General features: G+C 71.1%; 24 protein-coding genes and 1 riboswitch. Of the genes, 8 read left to right on the top strand and 16 right to left on the bottom strand.

Annotated features, from left to right (window positions below):
• Positions 1-14: 14 nt before the first annotated feature.
• The gene (locus J2Z30_RS01610) at positions 15-614 is read right to left on the bottom strand and encodes a hypothetical protein (RefSeq protein ID WP_078956955.1); all 600 of its coding nucleotides are present in this window, start codon (positions 612-614) and stop codon (positions 15-17) included.
• Positions 607-1,425 carry an alpha/beta hydrolase gene (locus J2Z30_RS01605; RefSeq protein ID WP_044582069.1) on the bottom strand — a complete coding sequence of 273 codons (819 nt, stop codon included), beginning with the start codon at positions 1,423-1,425 and terminating at the stop codon, positions 607-609. The genes J2Z30_RS01610 and J2Z30_RS01605 overlap by 8 nt, the downstream gene beginning before the upstream one ends.
• A gap of 124 nt (positions 1,426-1,549) precedes the next feature.
• Between J2Z30_RS01605 and J2Z30_RS01600 the strand changes: the two genes are divergently transcribed.
• From J2Z30_RS01600 to J2Z30_RS01585, 4 genes are all read left to right on the top strand, one after another.
• Positions 1,550-2,320, top strand: coding sequence for a lysophospholipid acyltransferase family protein (locus tag J2Z30_RS01600; RefSeq protein WP_044576795.1), 771 nt, complete (start codon positions 1,550-1,552; stop codon positions 2,318-2,320).
• 90 nt (positions 2,321-2,410) lie between these two features.
• The gene (gene macS, locus J2Z30_RS01595) at positions 2,411-3,655 is read left to right on the top strand and encodes a MacS family sensor histidine kinase (RefSeq protein ID WP_044582070.1); all 1,245 of its coding nucleotides are present in this window, start codon (positions 2,411-2,413) and stop codon (positions 3,653-3,655) included.
• Positions 3,652-4,332: a response regulator gene (locus tag J2Z30_RS01590; RefSeq protein WP_044576798.1), complete on the top strand. Its 681-nt coding sequence runs from the start codon at positions 3,652-3,654 to the stop codon at positions 4,330-4,332. The genes macS and J2Z30_RS01590 overlap by 4 nt, the downstream gene beginning before the upstream one ends.
• Before the next feature lie 181 nt (positions 4,333-4,513).
• A complete protein-coding gene (locus J2Z30_RS01585) occupies positions 4,514-5,542 on the top strand; it encodes a 6-phosphofructokinase (RefSeq protein WP_044576801.1) in 1,029 nt (342 codons plus the stop codon).
• Between the two features lie 185 nt (positions 5,543-5,727).
• Here the strand turns inward: J2Z30_RS01585 and J2Z30_RS01580 are convergent, their stop codons facing one another.
• The 6 genes from J2Z30_RS01580 to J2Z30_RS01560 form a co-directional block, all read right to left on the bottom strand.
• A complete protein-coding gene (locus J2Z30_RS01580; protein ID WP_044576803.1) occupies positions 5,728-7,659 on the bottom strand; it encodes an anthranilate synthase family protein in 1,932 nt (643 codons plus the stop codon).
• 93 nt (positions 7,660-7,752) lie between these two features.
• A complete protein-coding gene (locus tag J2Z30_RS52245; RefSeq protein ID WP_494486650.1) occupies positions 7,753-7,809 on the bottom strand; it encodes a trp operon leader peptide in 57 nt (18 codons plus the stop codon).
• Between the two features lie 18 nt (positions 7,810-7,827).
• Positions 7,828-8,364 (bottom strand): thioredoxin domain-containing protein, encoded by a 537-nt coding sequence (locus J2Z30_RS01575; protein WP_044576806.1) that lies wholly within the window; start codon positions 8,362-8,364, stop codon positions 7,828-7,830.
• 175 nt (positions 8,365-8,539) lie between these two features.
• Positions 8,540-9,127, bottom strand: coding sequence for a Uma2 family endonuclease (locus tag J2Z30_RS01570; protein ID WP_044576808.1), 588 nt, complete (start codon positions 9,125-9,127; stop codon positions 8,540-8,542).
• A gap of 67 nt (positions 9,128-9,194) precedes the next feature.
• Positions 9,195-9,383, bottom strand: coding sequence for a DUF397 domain-containing protein (locus tag J2Z30_RS01565; protein WP_044576810.1), 189 nt, complete (start codon positions 9,381-9,383; stop codon positions 9,195-9,197).
• The gene (locus J2Z30_RS01560; RefSeq protein ID WP_044576814.1) at positions 9,367-10,191 is read right to left on the bottom strand and encodes a helix-turn-helix domain-containing protein; all 825 of its coding nucleotides are present in this window, start codon (positions 10,189-10,191) and stop codon (positions 9,367-9,369) included. Before J2Z30_RS01560 ends, J2Z30_RS01565 begins: the two co-directional genes overlap by 17 nt.
• Positions 10,192-10,264: 73 nt before the next feature.
• On the opposite strand from J2Z30_RS01560, the gene J2Z30_RS01555 reads away from it, so the two are divergent.
• From J2Z30_RS01555 to J2Z30_RS01545, 3 genes are all read left to right on the top strand, one after another.
• On the top strand, positions 10,265-10,669 hold the full coding sequence (locus J2Z30_RS01555) for an ATP-binding protein (RefSeq protein ID WP_044576815.1): 405 nt from the start codon (positions 10,265-10,267) through the stop codon (positions 10,667-10,669).
• 65 nt (positions 10,670-10,734) lie between these two features.
• Complete coding sequence (locus J2Z30_RS01550; protein ID WP_044582071.1) at positions 10,735-12,084, top strand: class II 3-deoxy-7-phosphoheptulonate synthase; 1,350 nt, start codon at positions 10,735-10,737, stop codon at positions 12,082-12,084.
• A gap of 150 nt (positions 12,085-12,234) precedes the next feature.
• Positions 12,235-12,498: a (2Fe-2S)-binding protein gene (locus J2Z30_RS01545; protein WP_044576818.1), complete on the top strand. Its 264-nt coding sequence runs from the start codon at positions 12,235-12,237 to the stop codon at positions 12,496-12,498.
• 58 nt (positions 12,499-12,556) lie between these two features.
• Here J2Z30_RS01545 and bfr read toward each other — a convergent pair whose 3' ends face one another.
• The gene (gene bfr / locus J2Z30_RS01540; protein WP_044576820.1) at positions 12,557-13,072 is read right to left on the bottom strand and encodes a bacterioferritin; all 516 of its coding nucleotides are present in this window, start codon (positions 13,070-13,072) and stop codon (positions 12,557-12,559) included.
• 158 nt (positions 13,073-13,230) lie between these two features.
• Here bfr and J2Z30_RS01535 point away from each other — a divergent pair, with 158 nt between their 5' ends.
• Positions 13,231-13,854, top strand: coding sequence for a sulfite oxidase-like oxidoreductase (locus J2Z30_RS01535; RefSeq protein ID WP_020872041.1), 624 nt, complete (start codon positions 13,231-13,233; stop codon positions 13,852-13,854).
• Positions 13,855-13,900: 46 nt separating this feature from the next.
• Here J2Z30_RS01535 and J2Z30_RS01530 read toward each other — a convergent pair whose 3' ends face one another.
• From J2Z30_RS01530 to thiO, 7 genes are all read right to left on the bottom strand, one after another.
• Positions 13,901-14,446, bottom strand: a complete 546-nt coding sequence (locus tag J2Z30_RS01530) for a DUF4396 domain-containing protein (protein WP_044582072.1) — start codon at positions 14,444-14,446, stop codon at positions 13,901-13,903.
• Between the two features lie 89 nt (positions 14,447-14,535).
• On the bottom strand, positions 14,536-15,411 hold the full coding sequence (locus J2Z30_RS01525; protein WP_044576823.1) for a deoxyribonuclease IV: 876 nt from the start codon (positions 15,409-15,411) through the stop codon (positions 14,536-14,538).
• 105 nt (positions 15,412-15,516) lie between these two features.
• Positions 15,517-17,457, bottom strand: a complete 1,941-nt coding sequence (gene pknB / locus J2Z30_RS01520; protein ID WP_044576826.1) for a Stk1 family PASTA domain-containing Ser/Thr kinase — start codon at positions 17,455-17,457, stop codon at positions 15,517-15,519.
• An 87-nt stretch (positions 17,458-17,544) separates the two neighbouring features.
• Positions 17,545-18,003 carry an SRPBCC domain-containing protein gene (locus J2Z30_RS01515; RefSeq protein ID WP_052702117.1) on the bottom strand — a complete coding sequence of 153 codons (459 nt, stop codon included), beginning with the start codon at positions 18,001-18,003 and terminating at the stop codon, positions 17,545-17,547.
• A gap of 206 nt (positions 18,004-18,209) precedes the next feature.
• Entirely contained in the window at positions 18,210-18,953 is a 744-nt protein-coding gene (locus J2Z30_RS01510; RefSeq protein WP_044582074.1) for a thiazole synthase, read from the bottom strand.
• A gap of 194 nt (positions 18,954-19,147) precedes the next feature.
• Positions 19,148-19,348: a sulfur carrier protein ThiS gene (thiS, locus tag J2Z30_RS01505; RefSeq protein ID WP_044576828.1), complete on the bottom strand. Its 201-nt coding sequence runs from the start codon at positions 19,346-19,348 to the stop codon at positions 19,148-19,150.
• Complete coding sequence (thiO, locus tag J2Z30_RS01500; protein ID WP_078957390.1) at positions 19,345-20,568, bottom strand: glycine oxidase ThiO; 1,224 nt, start codon at positions 20,566-20,568, stop codon at positions 19,345-19,347. The genes thiS and thiO overlap by 4 nt, the downstream gene beginning before the upstream one ends.
• A 75-nt stretch (positions 20,569-20,643) precedes the next feature.
• Positions 20,644-20,757: riboswitch (TPP riboswitch) on the bottom strand.
• Between the last annotated feature and the right edge of the window lie 323 nt (positions 20,758-21,080).

Below are 21,080 nucleotides of genomic sequence, written 5' to 3'. Positions count from 1 at the left end.
CCGGAGCGCCGGGGTCAGACGACGGCGCCGCGCCCCGGGCCGTCGTCCTCTTCATCGTCGTCGTCCTTCATCCGCAGCACCAGCGTGACGAAGCCGCCGAGGAAGCCGCCGACGCCCAGCGTGGCGATCCACCAGACCATCTCCACCCGGAACAGCACCACTCCGAGCAGCAGCAGCGGCCCGCCCAGCACTCCGAGCCAGGCGAAGCGGGAAGTGGTGTCGGACTCGGGCAGCGGAGGCGGCTCGGGCGGGACGAAATGGCCCTCGTCGGTCTCGTCAAAGTCGTCCTCGGACGGCTCTTCGGGCTCCCAGTCGCGGGGGCCCACGCCCGGGGCGTAGACGATGAAGCCGCCCGGCTTCTCGGCCTTGTCGGGCTTGGTCAGCCCGCCCGTGGCCGCCTCGCCGTCACCGGCCCCCTCGGCGTCGGTGTCGCCGTCCGCCGCGGACCGGCGGTCCCGGTCCCGCTCCTCGTCGAGGTTCTCGGCGGCGGGCCAACGCTCGGCGCCCGGCGGGTCCTGCGGTTCCTCCCCGTACGCGGCGACGATCGCGGCGAAGGTGGCGTCGTCGTCCCGCCGCGCGTCCGCCTCGTGTCCATTCGAGTCGCGCTCAGCCACTGGCCGCCGCCCCCTCCTTTCCGCTGCCCTTCCCGAGGCCGGTCCGGGTGGTGTCTTCACCCATACCCGCCGTCAGCCGGGTAATGAACGTGTCCGTCTCCTCGAAGATGAACTCGGCGTCGTGGTCCAGCGTCGCCACGTGGTAGCTGCGCTCCAGCAGCCGCTCGGTGACGTCCCGCGAGGACACCTGACTCAGGATGCGCTCGGAGTCGGCCGGCGGCACCACATGGTCCTGGGGGCTGTGCATCACCAGCAGCGGCTGGGTCACCTGCGGCAGTTCGGCGTCGACCACCCGGTAGAAGCGGCGCATCGAGTGCACGGCGTGCAGCGGCATCCGCTCGTAACCCGACTCCCGCGCGCCCGGCTTGGCGATGTCGCTCACGATGCCCTTCACCGACGGCACCAGATGACGCAGCACCGGAAGGGCGACGGCCAGCGGATCGTGGATGCGGTTGGCCGGATTCACGACGGCCACGCCGCTGATCGCCGCGCCGTGCTGGGCGGCCAGCCGCAGCGCGAGCGCGCCGCCCATCGACAGACCGCAGACGAACACCCGCTCGCAGGCCCGGGAGAGCCTGCTCAGCTCGCGGTCCACCTCCGCGTACCAGTCCTGCCAGCCGGTGACGGCGAGGTCCTGCCAGCGCGTGCCATGGCCGGGAAGCAGCGGCAGTGAAACGGTCAGCCCACGGGCCGCGAGATGGTCGGCCCAGGGCCGCACGGACTGCGGGGAGCCGGTGAATCCGTGACAGACGAGGACGCCGATCTCTCCGCCGTCGTGGCGGAACGGCTCGGCTCCGGGCAGGAGCGGCACCACGGATCTCCGTTCGCTGGGGAAGCGGGCTCGGGTCCTCAGCGTACGCGGCGCGCCGCATACGGGGTAGGCAGGTTAAGGTCTCCTCGTCGGATACAGGAGGTCCCGGTTGTTCTACAGCGCAATGAAGCTGTCGGTGGGTGGTGCGTTGAAGCTCACCTTCCGGCCCTGGGTGGAGGGGCTGGAGCACGTCCCCGCCGAGGGTCCGGCCATCCTCGCGAGCAACCACCTCTCCTTCTCCGACTCCTTCTTCCTGCCCGCGGTGCTCGACCGCAAGGTCACCTTCATCGCCAAGCAGGAGTACTTCACCACCCCCGGCGTCAAGGGGCGGCTCACGGCGGCCTTCTTCAAGGGCGTCGGGCAACTGCCGGTGGACCGCTCGGGCTCGCGCGGCGCCGGCGAGGCCGCCATCAAGGCGGGCATCGAGGTGATCAGGCGCGGTGAGCTCTTCGGCATTTACCCCGAGGGCACCCGCTCGCCCGACGGACGGCTCTACCGGGGCAAGCCGGGCGGTCTGGCAAGGGTCGCGCTCGCGACCGGCGCCCCGGTGATCCCCGTGGCGATGATCGACACCGAGAAGATCCAGCCCCCCGGCAAGGTCATGCCGAAGCTGATGCGGCCCGGTATCCGGATCGGCAAGCCGCTGGACTTCAGCCGCTACCACGGCATGGACGGCGACCGCTTCATCCTGCGCTCGGTGACCGACGAGGTCATGTACGAGATCATGAAGCTCTCCGGCCAGGAGTACGTGGACGTCTACGCCACCGCCGCCAAGCGGCAGATCGCGGATGCGGAGACGGCCCGGAAGCAGGCCGAGAAGAAGCAGGCCGAGAAGGAGAAGGCCGAGAAGGAGAAGGCCGAGAAGGAGAAGGACAAACACAAGTCCGGCGCCTAGCCGCGCCGGCACCGGGGGTGGGGGACGTTGACGGAGCGGTCCAGGGAGCGGTCCAAACGGGAGCGCGCCGGGGGTGAGCGCGTGGTGCGGATGTCCGTCGAGCAGCCGCTGTGGCAGGCGTTGACCGCCTACCGGGTGCTCACCCTGCTCTACGCGCTCGGCCTGTGCGTCTACTCCTTCGAGGACTACGACCATCCGATCGGCGCCGTCGTCTACATGGCGGTGCTGACGCTGTGGACGGCGCTCACCTTCCGGATGGTCGCCTCGGCCGAGCGCTGCACCCGGCGGTTCCTCGTCGGCGATCTCGGCATCGCGGTGACCGGCATTCTGCTGACCCCGCTCGTGGACAGCCACGACCGGATCGCCGAGGGCACCCCCACGCTGCCTTCCATATGGACGATGGGCGCGGTCCTCGGCTTCGCCATCAAGGGCGGCTGGCGCTGGGGCGCCTCGGCCTCCACCGTGGTCTGCGCCGCCAATGTGATCGAGCGCGGCGGATTCGCCCAGGACACCCTCCACATGCTGTCGCTGGTGTGGGTGGCGAGCGTGGGCATCGGCTATGTGGTCGAGGTGGCCCGTGCCAGTGAGCGCACCCTCGCCCGCGCGCTGCGCATCGAGGCGGCCACCCGGGAGCGGGAGCGGCTGGCCCGCGACATCCACGACAGCGTGCTCCAGGTGCTCGCCATGGTGCAGCGGCGCGGCGCCGCGATCGGCGGCGAGGCGGCCGAACTGGGCCGTATGGCGGGGGAGCAGGAGATCGCGCTGCGCACCCTGGTCTCCACCGGTCTGGTGACCCGGCCGCGTACCGGGGACGAGACGGAGGCCGTAGCCGGCCGGGGCGGCCCGCCGGGCGCGGTGGACCCGCCGGCCCCGCCCTGCCCTCCCGGCCCCGAGAGCTCCGACGGGGGGCCCTGCGATCTGCGGGCCCTGCTGGCCCCGCACGCGGGCTCCCGGGTCACCTTCTCCGAGCCGGGTGCCCCGGTGCTCCTCCCGGCGGGCGTCGCCGGGGAGTTGGCCGCCGCCGTCGGCGCCGCCCTGGACAACGTACGGGTCCACGCCGGGGAGGACGCCCACGCCTGGATCCTGCTGGAGGACGAGCCGGACGCGGTGATGGTGACCGTACGGGACGATGGCCCCGGCATCCCCGAGGGACGGCTGGCGGACGCGGAGGCGGAGGGCCGCCTGGGGGTGGCCCTGTCGATCCGGGGACGGCTGCGCGACCTCGGCGGCACCGCCGAGTGGATCTCGGCGCCGGAACAGGGCACCGAAGTGGAGTTGACGGTTCCGAAGGCGTCGGCGATGAAGGCCAAGCAGAAGGGGGAAGCGGCACGATGACCGCTCAGCACGACGGCCGCCCGGTGACGGTGATGGTGGTCGACGACCATCCGATGTGGCGCGACGCGGTGGCCCGGGACCTGTCCGAGGCCGGGTTCGACGTGGTGGCCACGGCCGGGGACGGACCGCAGGCGGTCCGCCGGGCCAAGGCCGCCGGACCCGACGTCCTGGTGCTCGACCTCAACCTGCCCGGACTGCCGGGGGTCGAGGTGTGCAAGGAGGCCCTCGCCGACCGCCCCGAGCTGCGGGTGCTGGTGCTCTCCGCGAGCGGTGAGCACGCGGACGTCCTGGAGGCGGTCAAGTCCGGGGCCACCGGCTATCTGCTGAAGTCGGCCAGCACCGAGGAACTGCTGGACGCGGTGCGCCGTACGGCGGTCGGCGACCCGGTGTTCACCCCCGGCCTCGCGGGCCTGGTGCTCGGCGAGTACCGGCGGCTCGCGGGCGAGCCCGCCCCCACCGCCGCCGACCAGCCCGCCGCCCCGCAGCTCACCGAGCGTGAGACGGAGGTGCTGCGGCTGGTGGCCAAGGGGCTTTCGTACAAGCAGATCGCCGAGCGGCTGGTCATCTCGCACCGCACGGTGCAGAACCACGTCCAGAACACCCTCGGCAAGCTCCAGCTGCACAATCGTGTGGAGCTGGTCCGCTACGCCATCGAGCGCGGCCTGGACGACGCCTGACGCCTTCCGGCCGGGGCCGGTGACACCGCGTCACCCCCTCGTACGGGTGAAGTTCAAAACCAACTCCCTTGATTCGCGGGGGAATCGTCCGACGCCCCATCCCGTGTGACCTGGATCACCGTTAGCGTGGCTCTCCGTACCGGGCCCAATCACGGGATTCCACGGGAGAAGGGAAGAAACGATGCGGGTCGGAGTGCTGACCGGCGGCGGTGACTGCCCCGGGCTCAACGCGGTCATCCGCGCCGTCGTGCGCAAGGGCGTACAGGAATACGGCTATGACTTCATCGGTTTCCGGGACGGCTGGCGCGGCCCTCTCGAGAACGACACCGTTCCCCTCGACATCCGCGCGGTGCGCGGCATCCTGCCACGCGGCGGCACCATCCTCGGCTCCTCCCGCACCAATCCGCTCAAGAGCGAGGACGGCATCCGCCGGGTCAAGGAGACCCTGGTCAAGCAGGAGGTCGACGCGCTGATCGCGATCGGCGGCGAGGACACCCTCGGCGTCGCCGCGCGGCTCTCCGGCGACTACGGCCTCCGTTGTGTCGGCGTCCCCAAGACCATCGACAACGATCTGTCCGCCACCGACTACACCTTCGGCTTCGACACCGCCGTCAACATCGCCACCGAGGCCATCGACCGGCTCCACACCACCGCCGAATCGCATATGCGCGTGCTCGTCGTCGAGGTGATGGGCCGTCACGCCGGGTGGATCGCCCTCCACTCGGGGCTCGCCGGCGGCGCCAATGTCATCCTCCTCCCTGAACAGCGCTTCGACGTCGACCAGGTCTGCGCCTGGGTCGAATCCCGTTTCAAGATCCGCTACGCCCCGATCGTGGTCATCGCCGAGGGTGCGATGCCCAGGGACGGCGACGCCGTCCTCAAGGACGACACGCTGGACTCCTTCGGCCATGTCCGGCTCTCCGGGGTCGGCGAGTGGCTGGCCAAGGAGATCGAGAAGCGTACCGGTAAGGAGGCCCGCACCACCGTCCTCGGCCATGTCCAGCGCGGGGGCACGCCCAGCGCCTTCGACCGCTGGCTCGCCACCCGCTTCGGGCTGCACGCCATCGACGCGGTCCGGGACGAGGACTTCGGAAAGATGGTCGCGCTGCGCGGCACCGACATCATCCGGGTACCGCTTGCCGAGGCGACCGCACGGATCAAGACGGTCGATCCCTCGCTCTACGCCGAGGCCGAGGTCTTCTTCGGCTGAGGCCGTCTGGGTGCAGTACGGCGATGGGCCGGGCGCGGAAGTCGCACCCGGCCCATCGTCACGCCGCCCTCGGGGCCGGTGGCCCCATCGTCACGCCGCCCTCGGGGCCGGTGGCCCCGTCGGACCAGCTGCCCCCTTGGCGGGCGGGCCCGTCGGACCAGCCGTCCCTCGGGCCTGCGGGCGCTTCAGACCAGCACGGCCGCCAGCAGCTCCGCCACCAGCGCCGCCCCGCCCCGCGACAGCACCGACTCCGGGTGGAACTGCACCCCGGCGAAGCCCGGCCCGCGCAGCGCGTGCACATCGCCGGTCGCCCGGTCCCGGCTCAGCTCCACGCGGTGCATCGCCAGCTCCGTCTCCGCCGCCTCGTCGCAGCGCGCCGTGAAGGTGTTGTAGAAGCCGACGGTCTCCTCGCGCCCGAAGAAGTCGATCCGCTCCTGGGCGCCCTGGAACGGCACGTCCTTGCGCACGATCTCCAGCCCCAGCTCGGCCGCGATCAGCTCGTTCCCCAGGCACACCCCCAGCAGCCCGTGCCGGTGCCCGGCCACCAGCTCGGCGGCCAGCGCCCGCAGGAACCGCATCTTCGGGTCGGCCGCGTCGTTCGGGTCGCCAGGACCGGGGCCGAGCACCACGGGCCCCTGATGCGCCAGCGCCGCCTCCCGCACCCCCGGCTCGTCGTACCGCCGCACGGTCACGGTCAGCCCCGAGGTGCGCAGCAGATGCGCGAGCATCGCGGTGAACGTGTCCTCGGCGTCGATCACCAGGGCATGCCCGGACAACCCCCCGATCCGGGGCTCCTCGGGGGCCTGCATCCGCAGCCAGAACGGCGCCAGGTCCGCCCGCCGCGCGTCCAGCGCCGCCCGTACCCGCGGATCGTCCGTGAGCCGCGGCCGCGGGCCCGCCGCCTCGGGCCGTACGGGCGCGGGCCGCACGCCCAGCGCGGTCAGCACCCCGGCGGCCTTCGCATGTGTCTCGGCCACTTCGCCGCGCGGGTCCGAGTGGCGGACGAGCGTGGCGCCGACGGCCACCTTCAGCGATCCCCCGGCGTCGATGTCGGCGGTGCGGATGAGGATCGGCGAGTCCAGGGTCTGGGCGCCGCCGCCGTCCCGGCCGATCAGTGCGAGCGCCCCCGCGTAGTAGCCGCGGCCACCGGGCTCGTACCGCTCGATCACCCGGCACGCGTTCTGCACCGGGGAGCCGGTGACGGTCGCCGCGAACATCGTCTCGCGGAGCACCTCCCGGACGTCGAGCGAGGAGCGGCCGCGCAGCTCGTACTCGGTGTGCGCGAGATGCGCCATCTCCTTGAGCCGGGGCCCGATCACCGTCCCGCCCATGTCGCCGACGGTGCACATCATCTTCAGCTCCTCGTCCACGACCATGGACAGCTCCTCCACCTCCTTGCGGTCGTGCAGGAACTCCAGCAGCCCCTCGGCGCTCGGCCCGCCCTCGGGGTAGCGGTACGTCCCGCTGATCGGGTTCATCACGACCGTCCCCCCGGACATCCGCACATGGACCTCAGGGCTCGCCCCCACCAGCGTCCGACCGTCCGGCAGCCGCACCACATACGTCCAGTAGGCGCCCCGCTCCCCGGCCAGCAGCCGCCGGAAGAGCGCGAGCGCGTCGGTACTCCCGAACCCCGGGATCTCGCCCCGGAACGTCCGCCGGATGACGAAGTTGGCGCCCTCGCCGGTGCCGATCTCGTCCTCGATGACCCGGCTCACGATCTCCGCGTACGCCTCGTCGGCCACGTCGAACGCCCCGTCCTCGACCCGCACCGGGTGCGCGGGCAGCGCCTCCAGCGCCTCGGCGAGCGGCAGCTCGTAGCTCTCCTCCGGGCGCAGCACGGCCAGCGGCGTCCCGTCGTCGCGCACCTCGAACCCGCGCTCGCGGATCTGCCGGAACGGCACCAGCGCGAGGGCGTCCGCCACCGGGGCGCCGTCCCGTGGGGTCCCGGTCGGCAGCGGGATGTCGGTCAGCCGCTCCACCTCGCCGACCGGGCCGAGCAGCACCTCGACGGTGTCGGGGGCCCGGCCCGGGGTGCGGCGGTGCAGCAGGGCGAACGGCGGCGCGTCGTCGGAGAGCAGCCGTGCGACGACGGCCTGAGCATGAGGGTTCTGCATGGCGGGTGATTCCTTCCGGAATGAGGAACGACCCGCGGAAACGCCGAAGGCCGCCCCTCGGGCGGCCTTCGCGAGATCTTGGGAATGCGCGATTCAGCGGGCCGCCGGATGAGCGGTCCACCACCAGGTCATGGCCAGTCGCGCGTGCATGTCGAAAACCCTACAGGATCAGTTCCAGGGGTTCGCGGGCTGATCGTTGATCGCGGTCCAGAAGCGGGTGCCGTCCGGGACGTAGCCGTACGCCCAGAAGGACCAGCCACCGCTCGCCTCCAGGTTGGCGCCGTATCGGCCGTCGTGGAACTCGGCCTCCCGCCAGTCCGCGCCGTAGTACTGCGCACAGATCGCGTCCGCCGCGGCCCGGCTGGTCAGCGACTTGCCCAGTACGGGCGGCGTCGCCGCCACGGTGCCGCGTGCCCAGCCCGCGTAGAAGTCCGGGGTGATCCCACTGGGCACGGCGCTGCCATTGACTCTCAGGCACAGCATGGGGAGTGTCGCCGTGGCGGCGGTGTCACCGTTGTACGCGTCGGTCGCGGAGTCCGCGCCCACCCTGATCGTGCCGTCGGTCCCCTTCGCGAGCACGGTCCAGGTCATCCCGGACGGGATGGCCGATGAGTCCGCCTGGGCGGGTGTGGCGTTGAGCGACATCAGTACGAGCGAGGCGGCGGCCGCGAAGGCGGCGGCACCGCGGCGGAGCAACTTCCTCATGGGGCACTCCTTCGGATGAGGACCGGCCACGGGGGTGGGCCGGTCACCCGAACAGCGTCCGAGGAATGCACGGTTCCATCACGACATCTTCACGACATGACCGTAAACGGCCAGAGGATGCCCGGACGCCCGTTCTTGCGCGACGCGTCCTGTGTGTGCTTGGTGCGGACCTTCGTCACGGGGAGCGCTTGCCCACGGAGGTGAGGTCGATGTCGATGGTGAACGGCGTCGTGCACTTGAGCTGGTTGTGGTGGATACCGGTCAAGGCGAAGCACTCGTTGGCCGGGTCGCGTTCGTAGACGTAGACCACGGTCCGCCCCGCGTCGTTCTCCACCCGCCAGTAGTGCCGGATGCCCGCCTTCGCGTACTTCCGGGGCTTGGTGTCGCGGTCCCGCTCCTCCGAGTCCGGCGATACGGCTTCGACGGCCAGCACGACGTCTTCGGGGACGTAGTACGTGGACGGCTCGTCGCGGTCGTACGCCTTGCTGGTCACCACGACCACGTCCGGCTCGGGGGCCTGGCGCTTCGCGAGTCGTACGGTCATCTCCCGGTCGGCCCGCAGCCCATCCGGGGCCTGCCGGTCCAGCTCCGCGACCAGCAGAGTGATCACCCGGCTGTGCCATTTCTCCTGCGGGCTCGGGAGGACGAGGCTGCCGTCGATGAGCTCGGTGTGCGGGGGAAGTCCGGGCAGCCGCAGGAGATCCTCGGCGGTGAAACCGCCGGGAGGCGGGATCACCCAGTCCGGCAGGGGCGGGACGTTCATTGGGCGGCCTACGTGGGATTCGGTGTCGTGACCGCCGTCCGCGAGGGCGGGCGGCGGTCACGGTCGTTCAGAGGGTGCCGGTCGCGGCGGCGGTGACGAAGTCGCCGAAGGCGGCGGGGGAGAGGAGCAGGACGGGGCCGTCGGGGTTCTTGGAGTCGCGGATGGCGACCCGGCCGGGTATCTCGGCGACCTCCACGCATTCGCCGCCGTCGTCCCCGCTGTAGCTGGACTTGCGCCACTCAGGACTGCGTTCCATAGCGTTCCTCCATCACGTGCGCGATCAGATCCGCCGAGTCCACTACGGACAGGGCGGCAGCCTGCAAGTGAGCGTAACGAAGGCTGAGGTCGCCGACGTACTCCGGATCAGCGGACATATAGCCCGCTCTGTACGTCTCGTCGTACGCCAGATCCGGGCTGTTCTTGAACCGCAGCAGCGAGAAAGCCCCACTAAAACCGGCATGTGCTCCGGCCGTGAACGGCAGGATCTGGATGTGCACGTGTGGGTGATCGCGGAAGCTCAACAGGTGCGCCAGTTGGGCCCGCATGACGTCCCGGCCGCCGATCTCCTGGCACAGCACCCCTTCGCCGAGCACGGCCCACAGCAGCGGCGGGCGCTCCCCGTTGAGGATCTTCTGGCGTGACAATCGCTGCTCCAGCCGCGATTCGACCATGTCCTTGCGGAGCACGCCGAGCACCGCCCGTGCGTAGTCCGGGGTCTGTAGCAGGCCGTGCACTACAGCCATCTCGAACACGAACTTCTGGGTGGCTTCGGCCTCCAGTTCGCTGTGATCCTTGAGTTCGAGGGGCACGCCGAAGCGCAACGCCATCTCCAGCAGCCGCAGCAGCGCGCCGCCCGTGTTCAGCACGTCGTCCAACTGCATGGTGAAGCGGTTGGTCGGAATCTTCTTCGCCGTCTCGTACTGACCGATCAACGACCCCGTGCAGTACACCTTCCCGCCCAACTGGTCCTGCGTGAGGCCCGCGGCCTCCCGATACCGGCGCAGCTCCGCGCCGAGGTGATGCATCGGAGACGTAGTCGGGTCCAGCTTTCGGATGTTCGGCATGGCAGCCCCCAACAACCAGCACGTTGTGTTCGTGAGGTAGCCCAGCGTAATCGTCCGGATCCACCCTTGTGGCGTGAACAAAGACATCGCGTACCCACCGCCCCAGTACCACCTGACCTTCACCGCGCTCTCCGCGCACGCGGCCTGCCACATCCGCCGTATGGTCCGTACGTTCCTCGTCATGTGGGGCATGCCGCATCTCGCCGAGGCCGCCGGGCTGGCCGTGACCGAGCTGCTGGCGAACGTGATCAAGTACGTGCCCGACCGGAGCTGCACCGTGCTGCTGCTCGCGGAGGAGGGGAAGCTGCGGGTCGAGGTGGGGGACACCTCGCCCGCCCTGCCGGTCAAGCGCACCGCGCGGCCGTGGGACGAGAACGGGCGAGGACTCGCGATGGTGGAGCTGATCACGGACGCCTGGGGCGTCGACCGCGCCGAGGGCGCGCCCGGCAAGAAGGTGTGGTTCGAGCTCAAAGCGTGAGGGACGGTGTCTCATCCTTTGGGCAGCGGGCTGGACGGCCGTGGAGACCCCGTAACCTTGTGCGGGTGACCGTGAACGCTGAAACCCACGCCGGTGGCCACACCTGGCAGTCTCTTCCCGCGGCGCAGCAGCCCGACTGGCCGGACCGAGCGGCTCTGCGCGATGTGATCGCTGAGCTCGAGTCCTATCCGCCGCTCGTCTTCGCGGGCGAGTGCGACGCGCTGCGGCACCGCCTGGGGGCCGTGGCGCGGGGCGAGGCGTTTCTGCTCCAGGGCGGTGACTGCGCCGAGGCATTCGACGGCGTGGGCGCCGACCAGATCCGCAGCAAGCTCAAGACGCTCCTCCAGATGGGCGCCGTGCTGACCTACGCCGGGTCCGTCCCGGTGGTGAAGGTGGGCCGGATCGCCGGGCAGTACAGCAAGCCGCGCTCCAAGCCGACCGAGACCCGGGACGGGGTGACCCTGCCCACCTACCGCGGCGACTCCGTCAACGGGTTCGAGTTCACCCCCGAGGCGCGGATCCCGGACCCGCAGCGGCTGAAGCGGATGTACCAGGCGTCGGCCTCGACGCTGAACCTGGTGCGCGCCTTCACCACCGGCGGCTACGCGGACCTGCGGCAGGTGCACGCCTGGAACCAGGACTTCGTGAAGTCCTCGCCCTCGGGCCAGCGCTACGAGGCGCTGGCGCGCGAGATCGACCGGGCGCTGGCCTTCATGAACGCCTGCGGGGTGGACCCGGAGGAGTTCAAGACCGTCGAGTTCTTCTCCTCGCACGAGGCGCTGGTCCTGGACTACGAGACGGCGATGACCCGCACCGACTCGCGCACCGGTGAGCTGTACGACGTCTCCGGGCACATGGTCTGGATCGGCGAGCGCACCCGGCAGCTGGACGGGGCGCATATCGAGTTCGCCGCCAAGGTCCGTAACCCGGTGGGCGTGAAGCTGGGCCCGACGACCACGCCGGAAGAGGCGCTGTCGCTGATCGAGCGGATCGACCCGGACCGCGAGCCGGGCCGGCTGACCTTCATCACCCGGATGGGCGCGGACAAGATCCGCGACAAGCTGCCCAACCTGGTGGAGAAGGTGACCGCCTCCGGTGCGCAGGTCGCCTGGGTCTGCGACCCGATGCACGGCAACACCTTCGAGGCGGCGTCCGGGCACAAGACCCGCCGCTTCGACGATGTGCTGGACGAGGTCAAGGGCTTCTTCGAGGTCCACAAGGAGCTCGGCACCCATCCGGGCGGCATCCATGTGGAGCTGACCGGCGACGATGTCACGGAGTGCGTGGGCGGTGGCGACGAGATCTTCGTCGACGATCTGCACCAGCGCTACGAGACGGCGTGCGACCCGCGGCTCAACCGCAGCCAGTCGCTGGACCTGGCGTTCCTGGTGGCGGAGATGTACCGGGACCAGTAGAGCCCGGCCAGTAGAGATCATAAAGACGCAGGTGGGGCGCGGATCACAGGGATCCGCGCCCGCTGTTTGTTGTGGGGGTCCGGCGCGACAGGTAAGGTAAGGGTTACCTTACTGATCAATGCCATCGTCGATGCCACCGCTGGAGAGCCCGTGTACGTCTGCTCATGCTTCGGGATCACCGAGCAGCAGGTGCGTCAGCACGCGGAAACGGGCGCGTGCACCCCGCGCCAGATCGCCGGTGCCTGCAAGGCGGGCACGGACTGCGGATCGTGCGTGCGGAAGATCCAGGCGCTGCTGGGCCGCGGTGCGTGCCCCCGGCGCGAGGCGCTGGACCCGGTCGTCCTGACGACGGCCACGACGACGGCATCCGCCGCCGCTTCCCTCTCAGGGCCGACGACGGCCGAGGCGGCCTGACCGGCGGACCGGTTCGGCCGCCGCTGTTTCGGCCGCCGCGAGTTCTGCCGCCGCGGGCTCAGTGGCCCTTGCCGCTCCCGGAGTAGTTGTCGCCGTTGTCGCTGGGCTGCTCGATCTGCTGGGCGATGTAGAGGGGCTCACCGAGCTTCTCGATCAGCTCCAGCTGAGTGTCGAGATAGTCGATGTGGAGTTCCTCGTCGGCGAGGATGTACTCGAAGAGATTCGCCGAGGTGATGTCCGCCTTGGACCGCATCAGCTCGATGCCCCGCTTGAGGCGGTCGATCGCCTCGATCTCCACCTGCCGGTCAGCCTGGAACATCTCGGTCAGCGTCTGGCCCACCCGGACATGGAAGAGCCGCTGATAATTGGGCAGCCCATCCAGAAGAAGGATGCGGTCGGTGATGATCTCCGCATGCTTCATCTCGTCGAAAGACTCCGACCGGGTGTATTTGGCAAGCCGAGTCCAGCCAAAGTGGTCCTGCATCTTTGAGTGCAGAAAGTACTGATTGATCGCGGTCAGCTCGCCGGTCAGCTGCTCGTTGAGGAACTCGAGAACCTCGGGGTCACCCTGCATCGGAGGGGCTCCTTCCAATCCGATCGGGAACGGCAGGTTCCGCGCATCGTCGCACCGCGCCTGTTGGGGCGTCCAGTAAGTGCACGCTTAGTACGAGTTGTGCCTGTCCTCGATGCCCTGGTCACGACCACCCCCGGCGGTCTGAGACCATGGAGCCCATGGGTCAGTCGGAAAGCCGCGAGGGGGAGCTCGCGAAGCTGCCTCCTGGGCAGCGACTGCAGCGCGGTTGGCCGGTTACGCACTATGGGCCGGTCCCGAAGTTCAAGCCGGACCGATGGGAGTTCCGGGTCTTCGGCGCCACGGCGGACGGCGAAAAACACTGCTGGACGCATGAGGAGTTCTCGGCCCTGCCGTACTCGACGGTCGTGGCCGATCTGCACTGCGTCACCAAATTCAGCATGCTCGACGCCGAATGGGGCGGGGTTTCCTCGCTGGAGATCGCGAAGCTCGCACCGCCGGCGCCCGATGTCACTCATGTGATGGTGTGGGCCGAATACGGGTTCAGCTCGAATCTGCGGCTGTCGGACTTCATGGCGGAGACCACGATTTTCGCCACCCACAAGGACGGCGAGCTGCTCACCGCCGAGCACGGCTTTCCGGTGCGGCTGGTGGTGCCCCATCTGTACGCCTGGAAGGGCCCGAAATGGGTGCGCGGGGTGGAGTACATGACCGCTGACCGCCGCGGCTTCTGGGAGGAGCGCGGCTACCACAACATCGGCGACCCCTGGACGGAGAAGCGCTACTCCTACCAGGAGGAGCCGGGCGACGGCCCGGAGCTCTAGGCCGGGCCGCCGGGTAGCGGTGTTCGGTCACGCCGCCGTTGTGCGGTCAGTGGTACTGGTGGACCACCGCGTGCCCCTTGCCCCGCCCGATCATCCACTTGTTGACCGGCGTGGTGACCAGGAACGCCACCACGAACGACAGGGCCAGGCTGAGCCAGAAGAGAACGTCCGACAGCGTCGCGTCCATCGCGCCCGGGAAGACGACGATCGTCGCGTTGTCGGCCAGCTCCATGATCGTGATCGATACGGTGTCGGCCGCCAGTGCCACCCGCAGCGCGCTGCGCACATCGAGCCCCGCCCGTAGCACGCCCCGCATCGTCAGGGAGTAGCCGAAGACGAAGGCGAGCACGATCGCGAGGATCATGGTCGGGGCGTTGTGCCAGGCCAGGGCCGTGCCGATGGCCATGCCCACGACCTCGCCGATGGCGCAGCCGGTGAGGCAGTGCAGGGTGGCCTGGGCGGCCATCGACCAGCTGGTCGCGCCCCCGTGGTGCTCCTGATGGTGCTCCTGGTGCCCATGGCCTTCGTGCCCATGGCCCTGGTGGCCATGGTGCTCATGAGGTCCGCTCTGCGTGTGCTCATGCTGCCGCATGTCCGTACCCCCAGCGGTGATCGCGGATTCGTCGACCACTGTCAACGCTATACCCCCTAGGGGTATTCCTCAACGCGCCGGGCGCGTTCTCAGGCCGCCCCGGCGCGCAGCTCCTTCAGCCGGGCCACATCCGCCGCATGCCCCTCCGTACCGCCCGGTGTCTCGATTACCAGCGGCACCCCGTCGGTCGCGGGGTGGGTGAACAGCTCGCGGAACGGCTCCGCCCCGATATGCCCGGCGCCGATGTTCGCGTGCCGGTCCTTGTGGGCGCCGGCCACGTCCTTGGAGTCATTGGCGTGGATCAGCCTGAGCCGCCCCTCACCGGCGACGGCCACCAGCTCGTCCAGCGTCTGCTTAACACCGCCCGGGGCGGCGAGGTCATGGCCCGCCGCGAACACATGGCAGGTGTCCAGGCAGACCCCCAGCCGGGGATGCCGGTCCAGCGCCTCGACATACGGGCCCAGGTCCTCCACCAGCGCGCACAGCGAGGTGCCCTGCCCGGCGGTCGGCTCCAGCAGCAGCCAGGGGTCGTCGTCCCGGGTCAGCTCGTCCAGCAGCGGCAGCACCCGCTCCCGCACCTGCGCGATCGCGGTGGCACGCGGACGTCCCCCGGTCGCCGAGCCGGTGTGGACGACCACGCCGAGCGCGCCGATCTCCCTGCCGCGCCGGAGCGAATGGCGCAGGGACGCGACGGAGCGTTCGGCCGTGGCCTCGGTGTGCGAACCGAAGTTGATCAAGTAAGGGGCGTGGACGTACACCGGTATCGACCGCTCGGCGCAGCCGGCGCGGAACGCCTCGTCCTGGGCGGGCGTACCGGCCGTGGTGGCCCAGCCGCGCGGATTGGCGACGAAGACCTGGACGGTCTCGGCGCCGATGTCGGCGGCGTGCGCCAGACCGACGGTGGCCAGGCCGCCGGCCACACGGATATGGCCACCGATGGGGTTGCGGATGCGATGCGTACTCACGTCATCAAGGGTCCCAGGTGCGAAGGGCCCGCGTGTCCATCGTCGTCGCGCCCTGGGCGGGGTCAACCCATCGGTGGGCCGAGGAGCTGGTGCGCACCCGAGTTCTCAGAACACGCCGCCCTTGGTCCTGATGGTGATCGTGCTGCCCTTGGGCGCCTCGTCGCCGCCCTCCACCGACTGGTCCTGCACCTTGTCCCCGGGGAACAGCAGCGCCTTCTCGACGTCCACCTCGAACCCGGCGTCCTCCAGCTCCGCCTTGGCGTCGTCCACGTTCATCCCCGTGACGTCCGGCACCTCGACCATCTGCACGCCCTTGGAGACCGTCAGCGTCACCGTGTCGCCCTTGGCGCCCTCGTCGTCCGCCGACGGGGACTGCTCGGCGACCGAGCCCTTGTCCTCCTCCGAGAACACCTGCCGTTCGGCGATCTTCACCTTGAAGCCCTCGTCCTCCAGCGTGGACCGGGCCTCGTCGACCGAATCGCCCACCACGTCCGGGATGTCGACCGGCCGGCCCTTGCTGACCACCATCGACACCGGTGTCTCGGGGCGGCGCACGGAGTCGGGGGCCGGGCTGGTCGAGAGGACCGAGCCCTGGGCCGTCTCACTGCTGAAGCGGCCGGTGACCTTGCCGACCGTGAGCCCCTGGTCCGCGATCTTCCGCTTGGCCTCGGCGAGCGGCATGCCCACCACATTGGGCACCTCGGCCCGCGGGCGCCCCTGGGAGACCCGGATGGTCACGGTGCCGGTGTCGCGGATGCGCTCACCCGGACCGGGCTTGGAGCCGATGACCTTCCCCTTGGGGATGACATCGCTGAACTCGTTGACGACCTTCACATCGAGACCCGCGCCGTGCAGCTTCTTCTCGGCCTCCGCCTGGGTCTTCCGCAGCACCGGCGGGACCTCGGTGAACTGGCCGACGCTGATGTACCAGACCCCGACACCGAGGGCGATCGCCAGCAGCACCGCGGCGGCGATCGTCACGATCCCGCGGCGCGGCAACCGGCCCCGGCCGCCGCGGCCGCCCCGGCGGTGCCGCTCCTGCCGGGGCGGTTCCTGGGGCAGCTCCAGACGGCTGGTGTGGTTGAGCTGGTCCTGGTCGTCGGGGGCCGCCGACGGGCGCGGAACCACCGCCGTACGGTTCTCGGACCCGGCCGAGAGGTCCTCCTTGGCCTGCGGCGGCACCGCGTCCAGCTGGTCGTCGGTCAGCGCGGCCCGCACCGCACGGCTCGCGCTCAGCAGCGCGACGGCGTCGGCGGGGCGCGCCTCGACGGCGCGCGCGGTGGCCGAGGCCACCAGCGCGTCCAGCTCCGGGGCGACCCCGGGCGCGAGGGCGGAGGGCGGCGGGACGTCCTCGTTCAGATGCTGATAAAGGACCTGCGCCGGGGTGCTGCCGCCGTGCGGCTTGGCGCCGGTCAGCATCTCGTACAGCACCACACCGCAGGCGTAGACATCGGCGCGGGTGTCGGCCGTGCCGTGCTCGATCTGCTCGGGCGCGAGGTACGAGACGGTGCCGAGGACGCTGCCGGTGGAGGCGCTGGTGTTGGTGTCCACCGCCCGGACCAGGCCGAAGTCGGCGACCTTGACCCGGCCGTCGTCCCCGATGAGCACGTTCTCGGGCTTCATGTCGCGGTGGACGAAACCGGCGCGGTGGGCCGCGCCGAGCGCGGCCAGCACCGGCTCGAGAATGTCCAGCGCGGCGCGCGGATGCAGCGCCCCGCGCCCGCGGAGCACATCGCGCAGGGTGCAGCCCGAGACGTACTCCATGGCCAGATAGACATGGCTGCCGTCTGCCCCCTGGTCGTAGACGGCGACCACATTGGCGTGCGCGAGTCTCGCGACGGACTTCGCCTCCCGGATGAAGCGCTCGACGAAGGCGGCGTCGGAGGCGAGGCTCTGATGCATCACCTTCAGCGCGAGCACACGGTCCAGCCGGGTGTCGACGGCCCGGTAGACCGTCGCCATCCCGCCAACGGCGATGCGCGCCTCAATGCGGTAGCGGCCGTCGAGCTCCTGCCCGACGAGGGGGTCCTGGAGGGTCGTATCCACGGGGGAAGTCTACGAGGCGCCGATATCGGCCAGGACCGCCCGCCCCAGGTGGGGCGGGTACTGCAGCGGAACGGTGACACCGGCGGGTCAGTTGTGCGACGCGGCGGCGATCGCGGCCAGCTCCTCCAGCGCGGAGGTCCAGGACAGCGTGGCGTACTCGGCGTGCTTGGCCTTGGCGTCGTCGGGAACGGCCAGGGCGCGGATACCGCTCTCCGCGAACCGCAGCCGGGTGCCCCGCCCCTCGGGCGAGAGCGCGAACTCCACGAGGGTGGCTTCACCGGGGTCCGAGGGGGCGTGATCGGGCTCCAGGGCCAGCCGGAACCGGAAGAGGGCATCCGGGACCGCCCGCTCGACCTGGCCGTGGAACTCTCCGTGCTCGTCCCAGCGGAACCGGAGCCGCCCGCCGGGGTGCGGATCGATCTCGCAGCCGCCGGGGGCGTACCAGGCGCGAATGTGCTCGGGCGTGGTCAGCACCCGCCACACCCGGTCGATCGGCGCCGGTACGTACACCTCGCGCTCGATCCGGTCGTCCACGGTCACGGTCACGGCGACCACCTCCGGGCTGTGGGCTGCTCCCTCCCTCCACGGTAGGGCCCCACGGGGCGAGGACACCGGCCGACCGAACGCGCTGGGCCTGGCCGGACGCGCTGGGCCTGGCCGGACGCCCTGGGTCTGACCGAAGGCCCAGGGCGGCCTGGCCGAAACGCGCTGGGCCCAGCCGAAGGCGTCGGGCCCAGCAGAAGGCCCAGGGCCTAGCCGAAGGCCGGGCGCTCGGGGTCCAGGGCGGCCAGGCCCTCGGCCGGACTCGATGCCTCGGCGAAGTGGCGGCGCGGGATCCGGCCCGCCCGGTGGGCCAGCCGCCCCGCCTCCACCGCGTGCCGCATCGCCCCCGCCATCAGCTCCGGCTCCTGGGCCCGGGTGACGGCCGAGGCGAGCATCACCGCCGCACACCCCAACTCCATGGCCAGCGCGGCGTCCGACGCCGTGCCCGCGCCCGCGTCCAGGATCACCGGCACGGTGGCGCGCTCGGTGATCAGCTGGAAGTTGTGCGGATTGCGGATGCCGAGCCCGGAGCCGATCGGGGAGCCGAGGGGCATGATCGCGGCGCAGCCGACGTCCTCCAGCTTCCGGGCCAGGATCGGATCGTCGTTGGTGTACGGCAGGACCGTGAACCCGTCGTCCACCAGGATCTCGGCCGCGTCCAGCAGCTCGATCGGATCGGGGAGCAGGGTGCGCTCGTCGGCGATCACCTCCAGCTTGACCCAGTCCGTGCCCAGGGCCTCCCGGGCGAGGCGGGCGGTGAGCACGGCCTCACCGGCGGTGAAACACCCGGCGGTGTTGGGCAGCGGGCGGATCCCGTGCCGGTCGAGCACGGAGAGCACCGACCCCTGCACCGTGGGGTCGAGCCGCCGCATCGCGATGGTCGTCAGCTCGGTGCCGGAGGCCAGCAGCGAACGCTCCAGAACCTCCAGACTGGGCGCGCCGCCCGTGCCCATGATCAGCCGGGAGCCGAAGTCGGTCCCGGCGATGGTCAGCGGGTCGGGCGCGGCGGGCGTCGCGCGGTCGGTGACGCCGGGGGCCGTCGTGGCGTCGGGGGCGGTGGTGGTGACGGCTGGGGTGGTCGGGGCGACCGGGGTGGTCGTGGTGGTCGTGGTGGTCGGGGTGGTCGTGGTGGGAGCCATGGGTGGGATCAGCCTCCTTGGACCGCGGTGAGGACCTCGACGCGATCACCGTCGCCGAGCGAGGTCGCGGACCACTGGGTGCGCGGGACAACCGTCTCGTTGACGGCGGCGGCGACACCCGAGGGCGCCTGGGTGAGGGTCGCGACGAGCCGGTCGAGCGTGATGCCCTCGGGCACCTCGCGAGGCTCGCCGTTGACGGAGACGGTCATGTGTGCTGCTCCTGTGCTGGGGAGTGCGCGGCGCCGGGGGCACCGGGAGAGGGCGCCGCCGAGCCGGGCGCGGGGGCGGCCGGGGCCGGGGCGGTGTCCGCGGTGTCCGCGGGGGCCGCAAAGCGCCTCGGGCTGAACGGCTGGGCCTCCGGGGGGAGTTCTCCGCTGGTGAGGGCCTCGGCCATGACATCGCCGGTGATCGGGGTGAGGAGCACGCCGTTGCGGAAGTGGCCGCTGGCCAGCAACAGCCCCGGCAGCGCGGTCGGGCCGAGCATCGGGGCGTTGTCGGGGGAGCCGGGGCGCAGCCCGGCGGACGTCTCCACCAGCGGCAGTTCGGTGATGCCGGGTACCACCTCATGGGCGTCCCGCAGCAGTTCGTACACCCCGCCCGCGGTGACCGTGGTGTCCCAGCCCAGCTCCTCGCTGGTCGCGCCGATGACCAGCTCGCCGTTCTCGCGCGGCACCAGGTAGACCGGCCCGCCGCGCACCACGGCCCGTACGGTCCGGGAGAGGAACGGCGCGTACCGCTCGGGCACCGACAGCCGCACCACCTGCCCCTTGACGGGCCGTACGGGCGGCAGGACGTCCTCGGGAACGCCCGCGAGCCGTCCGCTGAGGCTGCCCGCGGCCAGTACGGTCCGCTCGGCGGCCAGGCGCGTACCCCCGGTCAGCTCGACTCCGGTGGCGCGGTCGCCGTCCAGCAGCAGCTGCTCCGCGCGGCCGCGGTGGAAGGCGACCCCGGCCCGCTCGCACGCGGTGAGCAGCGCCGCCGTCAGCCGCCGCGGGTCCACCTGGTGGTCACCGGCGACACGCAGCCCGCCGTGTACGCCCGGCGAGAGCATCGGTTCCAGACGGCGGCATTCACGCCCCGTCAGCCACTCGGACTCCAGCCCGAGCCCCTGCTGGAAGGTGTGGAGCTCACGCAGATGGGCGCGGTCGTCGGCGTCGAACGCGACGGCGAGCGTGCCGCACGCGCGGTGGCCCACGTCCTGGCCGCTGGCCTCCTCGAGCTCGGCCACGAAGTCCGGATAGCGGCGCGCGGAGGCCATGTTGAGGCCGAGCAGGGTCTGCTCGCCGTAGTGCAGCTCGGTGACGGCCGCCAGCATCCCGGCCGCGACCCGGGCGGCTCCGCCGCCGGGCGCGGGGTCGACGAGCGCGGTGCGCAGCCCGCGCTGGGCCGCCCGCCAGGCCGTGACCAGCCCGATGATGCCGCCGCCGATGACGAGGGCGTCGTAGCGTCCGCCGGGTGGCGGACCGCCTGAGGTGTGTGGTCCGTCGTCGTGACTTGGTGCGTGCGTGGACACGCTGCCCCTCCCTTCGCCGGCATGACCCGGATCAGGTTCGTACGGTCGGAGGCCGTTCCAGCCTCCCTCTCAGCCCGGTCCGTCCGGGCTCCCGCGAGTGCTCTGTCCCGCCACCCTAGTACGTGCCCCGAATCGCCCGAAAGAGCGGCCGCACACCAGGCAATCCAGCCCTTCAGCGTGTCCCGCCCCGTGCTTCGGCGATTTCCCCCCGCTCCCGGTACGTCGCAACCCCGCCCCGGCGATACCCCACCCACCCCCTCCAGCGGGCACCTCCCAGCGGTAGCTGGGGGAGTTAGAGGAACGAGGATCGGGGGCGGAGCCCCGTAACCCAGCCTCTCCGGCGTTCGGGGAGCGAGGCCGGGGGCGGAGTCCCGCACCCCCGGCCTCTCCGGCGTTTGAGGATCGGGAGCCCGGGGCGGAGCTCCGCG

The organism is Streptomyces iranensis (assembly GCF_017874715.1).
GTDB classification, from domain to species: Bacteria; Actinomycetota; Actinomycetes; order Streptomycetales; family Streptomycetaceae; genus Streptomyces; species Streptomyces iranensis.
This window is presented reverse-complemented; position numbering and strand designations above follow the sequence as displayed.